Here is a 9,395-nt window from a genome sequence, read left to right as displayed (position 1 = left end):
CATATATTCGAGGTTGTCTAAATGTTGGGGGTGTTAACCCGCTCCTGTGGGGTGGGGCGGCAGCCGGGGGGCCCGGCTCGGGGGTGCGAGCCGGGCCCCTTCCGTATCTCCGCGTCGGCGGACCCGCGTCAGCGCACCCGGGTGGAGAACAGCCGGGCCGACCAGTACACCGCCAGGACGGTCATCAGTACGACCACCAGCAGCCCCTGCCAGACCGCGGCGTCCCCGGCGTGCCCGGAGAACAGTGCGCGCATGCCCTCCACCGCCCAGTAGAAGGGGTTCCAGCGGGCGAGCTGCTGGAGCCAGGCCGGCGCCAGGGTGAGCGGCAGCAGCACCCCGGAGAGCAGCGCGATCGGCTGGGCGATGGTGTTCACCACCGGCGACATGGCGGCGTCGGTGGGCACCATCAGCGCGATCCCGTAGGAGATCGCGGAGGTCATCAGGGCCAGCAGGGCCAGCAGGACGTAGGCGAGCAGCAGGTTCAGCGGGCTGACCCGCAGGCCGAACGGCAGCGCGATCAGGGTGATCAGCACGGCCTGCACCAGCAGCGCCACCATCTCGCGCAGGGCCCGGCCGAGCAGCAGCGCCAGTCGGCTGACCGGGGTGACCCGGGAGCGCTCGATGATCCCGGCCCGCAGCTCGCCCAGCAGGCTGAAACCGGTGAACAGCCCGCCGAAGATGCACAGCACGGCCAACAGGCCCGGTACGTACACCTGGTAGGCGTCGGCGTAGCTGCCGGAGCCGTTCGGGGCGAGCACCTTCTTCAACAGCGGGGCGAACAGCAGCAGGTAGAACAACGGCTGGATGATGCCGACGGCGATCCAGATCGGGGTGCGGATCATGAGCAGCAGCTGGCGCTGGAGGATCAGCCAGGTGTCGCGGGCGAGCTTCACGGTCTCCCCAGGGGGTCGGGCAGGCAGGGCGGTGGGGTCAGGACTGCTGCAGCGAGCGGCCGGTGCGGGCCAGGAACACGTCGTCCAGGCTGGGCCGTTGGAGCTGCACGGTGCTGGGGGTCACGCCCGCCGCCTCCAGGGCGCGCAGCAGCCGCGGGATGGCGGCCGCGCCGTCCTCCAGGTAGAGCCGCAGTCCCTCGTCGTCGGCCTCCAGCCGGTGCAGGTACGGCTGCGGGCGGAGCACCGCCGCGGCGCGCTCGGTGACGTCCTCGCCCGGGAGGAGCCCCAGCAGCACGACGTCGCCGGAGATCTCCCGCTTGAGCGCCTCGGGCGTGCCCTCGACCACCACCTGGCCGTGGTCGACGATGGCGACCCGGTCGCAGAGCGCGTCGGCCTCGTCCAGGTAGTGGGTGGTGACGACCACGGTCATGCCCTCGGTGCGCAGTCGGCGGATCTCCTCCCAGACGTACGCCCGGCTGGCCGGGTCCAGCCCGACCGTCGGCTCGTCCAGGAACAGCACCTGCGGCTGGTGGATGACCCCGAGGGCGATGTCGACCCGGCGGCGCTGGCCGCCGGAGTAGGTGGCGCACGGCCGGTCGCCGAAGTCGCCCAGGTCGAAGGCCTTGAGGGCGTCCTCGGCGGCCTGCGCGGCCCGGGCCTTGCCCGCGCCGTACAGCCGGGACTGGAGCACCAGTTCCTCGCGGGCGCTGACGGTGTCGGTGGTGCCGCCGCCCTGGGCGACGTAGCCGATCCGGCGGCGGACCCCGGCGGGGTCGGTGAACAGGTCGGCCCCGGCGATGCTGGCCCGTCCGCCGTCGGGGCGGATCAGGGTGGCCAGCATGCGCAGGGTGGTGGTCTTCCCGGCGCCGTTGGGGCCGAGGAAGCCGTAGATCTCGCCGGCGGCGACGGACAGGTCGATGCCGCGCACGGCGTCGACGGTGGAGTCCTCGCCGCTTCGGCGGGAGGTCTTCTTGCGGTAGGACTTGCGCAGTCCCGCGGTCTCGATCAACCGGAACTCCCGTACGGGGATGGGCTGCCACGGCACCCGGGAAAGGGCGGGCTCGGCGCCTGGGAAAGGCGGTGTTGCTGCGCCACCCTAGAGGCGGACCAGGGCCGGAGACAATGGCCTAGACCAATGGACGTGTGATCACCTGTTCTGCTAAGGGGTGGTCACCGGGACGGTCACCGGGGGCTGTGGTCGAGGGCCCAGCGCCTCCAGTCGGTCCGCGGCCGCCACCGCGCCGCCGCCCGCCAGTAGGCCTCGGCCGACCTGAACCGCGCGGTCCCGGTGCTCCGTGGAGTCGAGTACGGCGGTGAGCGCCGCCGCCAGCCGCTCGGGCGTGACCCGGGCGAACGGCACCCGCAGGCCCGCCCCGGCCGCCGCCACCTGCGCGGCGACGAAGGGCTGGTCGTGCCGGATCGGCGCGGTCACCAGTGGCACCCCGTGCGCCAGCGCCTCGCCCACGGTGTTCATCCCGCCGTGGCAGAGCACCGCGTCCAGCTCGCCGCGTGCCAGCAGCTCCAGCACCGGCGCCCGGTCCACCGCCACCGCGTGCGGGGGGAGTTCGGACGGCGCGGGCAGCAGCTCGCGCGGCGCCGCGAACACCGGCTGCACCTGCGGGCCGCACAGCTCCAGCGCCCGGACGGCCCGGGCGAGGAAGTCGGCGCCCAGCTCTCCCGCCAGCGTGCCCATGGTGACCAGCACCCGCCGCCGCCCGGGCAGCAGCCGCTGCCAGGGGAAGTCCGGATCGTGCGGGCGCGGCGCGAGCACCGGCCCGACCTGCGCGTGGTGCGGCGGCGCGGCGCTGCCGGTCAGCGCCGGCCCGGTGGTGGCCAGCACCAGGGCGGGGGAGAAGCGCGGGTCCAGGTACTCCCCGGCGGGCAGCCCGGCCCGCTCCCACAGGCCGCTCAGCAGCCCGGTCATCCAGGCCTCGACCTGCGGCAACGCCCGGTAGGGGTGGCCCAGTTCCATCGCCCCGGGCGCGAAGGACGCCCAGGGCAGGCCGTGCCGGTGCGCGACCAGGGCGCCCGCCGGGGTGTGCTGGTCGACCAGCAGCACGTCCGGCCGGTACTCCCGCACGAGGGTGTCCAGCGGCTTCGCGGTGAACCGGGCGTACGGGACGATGAAGCCCTCCCAGAGCGAGCGCAGCGCCGCCAGGCCGTGCCCGCCCTGGGCCCGGAAGGCCCGGGTGCCGGTGCCGAGCACCCGCGCGTCCGGGCCGAGCAGCGGGCGCAGCACCGACTCCGTGCCGGTCCAGGCGACTTCGTGACCGCGTGCGGTCAGTTCGGCGGCGATGCCCGCGGCCGGGTTGACGTGTCCGGTGAGCGGCGGCATCACCAGCAGGAACCGGGTCATCGGCGGTCCTCCTCGGGGAGCAGGGCCTGGAGGTCGGCGACGGTCAGCGCCTCCAGGGCGGCCAGGTCCAGTCCGGCCCGCAGGGCGGCCAGGTCGGCGGCGGGGCCGAAGCGTTCGGGCAGCCGGACGGCCAGCTCGGCGAGTTCGCACTCGTCCAGCAGCAGGTCGCCGTCCAGGCGGGCGTCCGGGGCCAGTCTGTCCACCCAGGCGGGCGGCGCGCCGGCCACCTCGGCCAGCAGGGCGGCCAACACCCGGTTCAACGGCTGCGCGGGGAGGGCTGGTTCACGGTCTGACATGGGAGGTTCTCCCGTCCGGTCGACGGTGCGGAGTGGCGTGCGGGGTGACGTGTGGGGTGACGTGCGCAGTGGCGGTGCGGAGCGGGGTTGCGCGGCGGCCCCGGTGGAGCGGCCCGCGCGTGGCGCCGGCGGCCCGGGGAGGGCGGCTCCGAGGGCGCCCGAGGAGGCGGTCGCGCAGGAGAAGCGCCCGAGATCACTTGTGCGACCAGGCGGGCGTCGGAATACTAGCCCGGGTGACCGCACTGGAGGCAGTGGCCGTTCACCTCCCCCCACACGCCGTGCCCATCGAGGCGGTGGGCGAGCGCATCGGCCTGACCCCACGTCAACTCCGTCTCTTCCGCCGCTTCCACGGCCTGGACCAGCTGCGGCTGGATCCGGGCGGGACGCTGCCCGACCTGCTCGACGCAACCCTCGACGACCTGCCGGAGCTGCGCGGACGTGAACAGCACGTCCGCTTCGTGATCCACGCCCGCAGCATGCCGGTGGCCGTGCCCTACCCGCTCAACCCCCTGCACGAGGTGCTCGCCGGCCGTGGGCTGGCGCACGCGAGCGCCTTCACCGTGACCCACCACGCCTGCGCGGTGGGCCTGTTGGCCATCGACCTGGCGGGCCGGCTGCTGGCCGGCGATCCCGACCCGCAGGCCCTCGCCCTGGTGCTGGCGGGGGAGAAGACCTTCACCAAGGACGCCCAGGTGGTGCCGGAGACCGGTATCTTCGCCGAGGGCGCGGCCGCCTGCCTGGTCAGCGCGGACGGGCCGCAGCACCGGGTGCGCTCCTTCGCGGTGCGCCAGCGCCCGGAGTTCGACGGCCGGCTGGCCGAGGACGCGGAGCTGCTCGCCCGCTACCAGCGGGAGTACCCGAACGTCATGGTGGAGGCGATCGAGGCCGCCCTCCAGCAGGCCGGTCTGGACCTCTCCGACCTGGCCGCGGTGCTTCCGCACAACGTCAACCAGGCGTCGTGGCGGATGATAGCGCGGCGGATCGGCTATCCGCTCGACCAGGTGGTGCTGGACAACGTGCTGTCGGTCGGGCACAGTTTCGCTGCGGACAGCCTCATCAATCTTCACACCGCCACCACGCGGGGGCTGATCCGCCGCGGCGACCACTACCTGATCGCCGCCGCCGGTATCGGGGCCACCTTCTCCGCGATGGTGATGCAGTACTGACGCTCCGTCAGTCGACCGCTCGAACCACCGGGCGCGTTTCCCACGTTGTCAATCCAGAGCACACTTCCCACACGCACGACGGGACGGGACACCCATGTCAGAATCACTGGTCCAGACCACTGACCCCGAGCTGCGCGAGCGGATCCTGCACGGCATCGGCGAACTCCTGCCACGCGTGCTCAAGCGCGAGCTGCCCGAGATCCCCGCGGACGCCTGCCTGTTCGACGACCTCGGCCTCACCTCGGCCGGCACCATCGAGCTCATCCTGGAGCTGGAGGAGTCGCTCGACATCCAGGTGGACGTGGAGCAGATCACCGAGGACGACCTGCGGTCGGTCACCAAGCTGGCCGACTACGTCGCCGGGCACCTCATCGCCGAGGACTGACCGGGTGCCCGTCGGTCCCCCCGGTTCCCCTGCCGGCGCGCCCGCTCCGGCCGGTGCGCCCGCCCCGGCCGGACTGCGGATCACCCGGGCCCTCGCCCGGTGCTCCGACGGCCGTTCGGAGGCCTCGCTCGACCCCGACCTGCGGGTCTTCGTCTCCGACCTGGTCCGCCCGTACGGCCTGCCGCTGCGCGAGGACCTGCTGCGAGAGGGCGTCGGCCACTCCTACGAGGAGCTGGCCGCCGGGCTGCTGCGCGAGGCGGTGGGCGAGGACGAGCCGGTGGACCTGCTGATCCTCGCCTTCGACACCCCGGACGTGCGCCCCGGCGCACCGTCCTCGCTCGCGCTCAGCCGGTCCGTCCCCGGCGGGCCGCTGGCCTTCGCGGTCTGCGACCAGGGCAGCGCCGCGGCCTTCACCGCCCTGCGGCTGGCCGCCGAGTACCACCGCACCAGGGCCTGCCGCCGGGCGGTGGTGGTGCTCGCCGAACAGACCGCGCTGCACTACGAGCCGGCCGAGCCGGTGGCGCTGCCCCGGCGGCACGCCGTGGTGGTGCTGGTCTGCGAGGAGGAACCGGGCGCGGGACTGGCCGTGCGGCAGCAGCACCACCCGGCCGACCGCCCGGCGTCCGCCGTCCGGGCCCGGACGGCGGAGCTGGGCCCCGGGGCGGCGGTGCTGGATGCGACCGGCGCCGACGACGGGCCCGCCGCGCAGCCGTTCACCGGCCCGTGGGCGGAGCTCGCCGAGCGGCTGCCCGAGTGGCGGGCGCAGCGGCGCCCGCTGCTGGTCGCCGGGCTGGACCGCCGGCTCGGGGTGCTGAGCACCCTGACCCAGTCGTGACCGCCGTCGACCTGCGGCTGATCGACGCCGATCAGCCGGCCGAGGTGGTCGCCCGGCTGTGGCGGACGCTGGACGCGGAGGAACGGGCCCGCGCGGTGCGGGCGGACGCCGTGCGGCGGAGCCGGTTCACCGTGGTGCGCGGCGCCGTCCGGGAGCTGGTCGCCGAGCGGCTCGGCATCCGCCCGGCCGAGGTGGTCTGGCGGCGGGGCCGGCACGGCAAGCCGGAGCCGGTGGGCGCGGGCGGGTTACGGGTGAACTGGTCGGCCGCGGAGTCGCTGGGGGTGCTGGCCCTGGCCGAGGGCCGGGCGGTCGGCGTCGACGTGGAGCGGCTGCGGGAGGCCCGACTCGCCGAGCGGATGGCGGCCCGCTGGTTCCCCTTCGAGGAGGCGCGCTTCGTCGCGGAGGCGACTGAACCCGCCGAGCGGGCGGCCCGGTTCACCGTGCTCTGGTGTCGCCGGGAGGCTTGCGTGAAGGCGTACGGCGGGCGGCTGGTCCAGGCGCTCGGGGTGTCCGTGGCGGGTCCCTCCCCGCTGTCGGTGGCCGATCCCGGCCCGCTCGGGGCCGGTCCGGTGGGGCTGCGCGACGTGTCCGTCCCGGAGCCGTACCGGGCTGCCGTCGCTCTGCTCGGAGACTGTCCTGATCAGGTCAACTCCCTTGTCTGGTCGGCGAGTTGATTGACCGTCGGCTCGCCTGGACGATCACCGGCGGCCGCTGGTAGCGTCCGCCCGTACTCCCCGCTGAGACCTTCCCGGCGAGCCGAAGGGCACGTACGACGTGACTGCGCACCACGCTGCACCGCGAGCTGCCGACCCGCACGACACCGACCCGCACGAGACCGATCTGCACGACGCCGATCTCCACGACACCGACCCGCACGACACCGACCCGCACGAGGCGGCACCGCACGGCCCGGCCCGGGCGCACCGGCGGATCACCGTCCGCTTCGCCGCGACGAGCGGCGGCTCGGGGCCGCTCACCCGGGGCCAGGACAACATGATCCGGTGCATCCGGCGCGACGCCCCCGAGGCGATCAACAAGGAGTCGGTCTGGCCCGTGCCGCCCGGCGCCTCGCTCGCCGCCGGTCTGGACGCGCTACGGCTGCTGGTCGAGCGGCACGAGTCGCTGCGCACCTCCTTCCCGCCCGGCCCCGGTCCGGACGCCTTCCCGGTGAGCCAGGTGGTGCGCGGGGACGGCCGGTTCGCCGTCACCGCGGTCGAGGCGGGTGGTCTGGAGATCCGCGAACTCGACGCACTGGCAGCCGAGTTGGGTCAGGCCGACGTCGCGGTGCCGGTCCCCCTGGACATCGTGCCGAGGATCCGTTTCACCCTGCTCGTCGACGGGCAGCGGCTGCTCCGGCTGATCGCCGTGGTCTGCCACGCCGGTGCCGACGGCGCCGCCACCGCGCTGCTGATCCAGGACTGGTACGCCCTCGCGGCAGGGAAGGAGCTCCCGCCCGTCACCGCCCCGACGCCGATCCAGATCGCCGCCGCCGAACAGAGTCCGCAGGGCCGCCGCCGGGCGGCCGGTGCGTTGCGGCACTGGGCCCGGGTGCTGGGCAGCGGCCCGCAGGTGGTGTTCGCCGACTCCCGGATCACCGGCCCGCCGAGCGGCCCCGCCGCCCTGATGGTGCGCTCCCGCACCGCGGCCGCCGACCTCGCCGCGGTCTGCCGCCGCACCGGCGCGAGCCCCTCCGTCGTCCTACTCGCCGCCTTCTCCGCCCTGGTCGCCCAGCGGGCCGGGCGTGCGGAGCTGGCCGTCTCGGCGCTCTCCGCCAACCGCCAGCGCGCCGCGCTGCTCGACCACGTCGGCACCCTCGCCCAGGACGCCCTGATCCTGCTCGACACCGGCACCGCCGACCTCGACCAGCTGATCGGGCGCACCAAGTCGGCCTCGCTGAGCGCCTACTGGCACAGCGTGCTGGACGCCGAGCAGGTCTGGCAGCTGGTGGAGGACGCCGCACACGTACGCGGCTCACGGTTCGCCCGCCAGGTGGTCGTCAACGACCTGAGCCTCACCATCCCGGCCGCCGTCGCCGACGCCCAGCCGGCCGCCACCGCCGACCCCGAACTCACCCCGCTGCCGGCCCCGCCGCTGCCCGTCCGGCTGATGTTCACCATCCTGCGGATCGCCGGGAGCCTCGACTTCGCCCTGATCTCCTGCCCCCAGGTGCTCGACCCCGAGGAGACCGAGCGCTTCGCCCGGGCCCTGCTCGACCTGCTCGCGAAGGCCGCCGTGGGGCCCGTCCCGCTCGCCGACCTGCACGCGGCCCCCGGCCCGCCCGCTGCTGCCGGCGGCGACGCGAGCGGCGGTGACTGGCAACTCGTCGACGGGGCCCGGATCGACCTGGCGGCCGTCCGCGGCCTGGTCGGTGCCGCACTCGACACCGCCCTGGACACCGCCCTGGACACCGGTCTGGACACCGGTCTGGAGACCGGACCCGGTGACGGCTCCGGATCCGGCGGCGGCCCCGGCCCCCGCCTTGCTCCGGACTTCCGCCCCGACTGTCGAGTCACCGTCGAGGACGGCAGGTTGACCCTCGACCTGACCACCGCCGACCCCCACCTGACCCCCGCCGACGTGCACCGCGCGGTGGTCGCCGCGCTCCCCGGCCGGGACACCGCGATGGCGCCGCAGCACTACCGGATCCGCCACCTCGGCCCGGACGGCGAGCGGCTCGCCGCGGGCAGCGGCCGTGACCCGGAGGTCGTCGACCGGTTCTCGGCACTCACCTGAACGTGGGACCGCGGGGCCGACGGGGGTCGTCACCCCAACGGGTCCCGCCGGTCCTGCGGTTCCTCCTCGCCGAACGCCCGGGAGAGGTCCCAGGAGCACGCCGAGGTCGCGCCGGAGGTGAGCCCCCACGGGTTCGGCACCTCCTCCTCGTCCCCGCCCTGCAACGGCAGCCGGTCGATCACCGCGACCAGCGCGGGCGGCAGTTGCGGGGCCAGCCCCCGGTGCACCCGGGCGAGGATGTCCCGCCGCGCGTCCTCCGGCAGCAGCGGCCGGCTCATCCGCAACGGCCGCGGCCCGGGCGGGCGTTCGGCCGTCGACAGCTGTTCGGACCAGGCCCGCCAGTAGTCGGCGTCGTCGGTCTCGCCGAGCATCAAGTGGTGCAGGTGGAGGCAGTAGGCGGCCGTCCCGCTGCCCGAGCCGGCCGCGAAGCGCCACCAGAACTCGGCGCCCTCCTCCTTGCCGGTGGCGTACAGCAGGGCGCCGAACACCTCGGCCCCCTCGGGCTGGATCCGGCGGGCGTTGACCAGCAGGTCCAGCCCACGGGAGGCGCAGGGCGCGCCCAGTACCAGGGCGACCACCAGGCCGAGTTCGAAGGCGGCCTGCTCATGTTCGGTGGGCAGGTGGGCCGGGGCGGCGGTGATCCGGGCCTGCCGCAGGGCCGCGATCCGCTCGGCGTGGGCACGTTCGGACCGGGGCACGTGGAACACCGCGCGCCCCCCTCCTGCCGCGCG

10 protein-coding genes are annotated in these 9,395 nt (G+C 74.8%); 5 read left to right on the top strand and 5 right to left on the bottom strand.

Features of this window, described 5'->3' with window-relative positions; genetic code table 11:
• Positions 1-128 precede the first annotated feature (128 nt).
• The 4 genes from ACFV8H_RS30980 to ACFV8H_RS30965 form a co-directional block, all read right to left on the bottom strand.
• Positions 129-893, bottom strand: a complete 765-nt coding sequence (locus tag ACFV8H_RS30980) for an ABC transporter permease (RefSeq protein WP_380406639.1) — start codon at positions 891-893, stop codon at positions 129-131.
• 37 nt (positions 894-930) lie between these two features.
• On the bottom strand, positions 931-1,902 hold the full coding sequence (locus ACFV8H_RS30975) for an ATP-binding cassette domain-containing protein (protein ID WP_380406637.1): 972 nt from the start codon (positions 1,900-1,902) through the stop codon (positions 931-933).
• Between the two features lie 150 nt (positions 1,903-2,052).
• Positions 2,053-3,249, bottom strand: coding sequence for a glycosyltransferase (locus ACFV8H_RS30970; RefSeq protein WP_380406635.1), 1,197 nt, complete (start codon positions 3,247-3,249; stop codon positions 2,053-2,055).
• Complete coding sequence (locus ACFV8H_RS30965; protein WP_380406633.1) at positions 3,246-3,545, bottom strand: hypothetical protein; 300 nt, start codon at positions 3,543-3,545, stop codon at positions 3,246-3,248. The genes ACFV8H_RS30970 and ACFV8H_RS30965 overlap by 4 nt, the downstream gene beginning before the upstream one ends.
• Positions 3,546-3,778: 233 nt before the next feature.
• On the opposite strand from ACFV8H_RS30965, the gene ACFV8H_RS30960 reads away from it, so the two are divergent.
• The 5 genes from ACFV8H_RS30960 (at position 3,779) to ACFV8H_RS30940 (ending at position 8,664) form a co-directional block, all read left to right on the top strand.
• Positions 3,779-4,711: a 3-oxoacyl-[acyl-carrier-protein] synthase III C-terminal domain-containing protein gene (locus ACFV8H_RS30960; RefSeq protein WP_375886944.1), complete on the top strand. Its 933-nt coding sequence runs from the start codon at positions 3,779-3,781 to the stop codon at positions 4,709-4,711.
• 94 nt (positions 4,712-4,805) lie between these two features.
• Positions 4,806-5,096, top strand: coding sequence for a phosphopantetheine-binding protein (locus ACFV8H_RS30955; protein WP_375886946.1), 291 nt, complete (start codon positions 4,806-4,808; stop codon positions 5,094-5,096).
• Positions 5,097-5,100: 4 nt separating this feature from the next.
• Entirely contained in the window at positions 5,101-5,931 is an 831-nt protein-coding gene (locus tag ACFV8H_RS30950; protein ID WP_380406631.1) for a hypothetical protein, read from the top strand.
• A complete protein-coding gene (locus ACFV8H_RS30945) occupies positions 5,928-6,605 on the top strand; it encodes a 4'-phosphopantetheinyl transferase family protein (RefSeq protein ID WP_380406629.1) in 678 nt (225 codons plus the stop codon). The genes ACFV8H_RS30950 and ACFV8H_RS30945 overlap by 4 nt, the downstream gene beginning before the upstream one ends.
• A gap of 100 nt (positions 6,606-6,705) precedes the next feature.
• Entirely contained in the window at positions 6,706-8,664 is a 1,959-nt protein-coding gene (locus tag ACFV8H_RS30940; RefSeq protein ID WP_380406627.1) for a condensation domain-containing protein, read from the top strand.
• Positions 8,665-8,693: 29 nt separating this feature from the next.
• Here the strand turns inward: ACFV8H_RS30940 and ACFV8H_RS30935 are convergent, their stop codons facing one another.
• Positions 8,694-9,362 carry a hypothetical protein gene (locus ACFV8H_RS30935; RefSeq protein WP_380406625.1) on the bottom strand — a complete coding sequence of 223 codons (669 nt, stop codon included), beginning with the start codon at positions 9,360-9,362 and terminating at the stop codon, positions 8,694-8,696.
• Positions 9,363-9,395: the final 33 nt, after the last annotated feature.

The sequence above is a fragment of the Kitasatospora sp. NPDC059827 genome, assembly GCF_042731675.1.
GTDB lineage: Bacteria > Actinomycetota > Actinomycetes > Streptomycetales > Streptomycetaceae > Kitasatospora.
The sequence above is the reverse complement of the archived record's forward strand: the minus strand, read 5'-3'. Positions and strand labels throughout refer to the sequence as shown.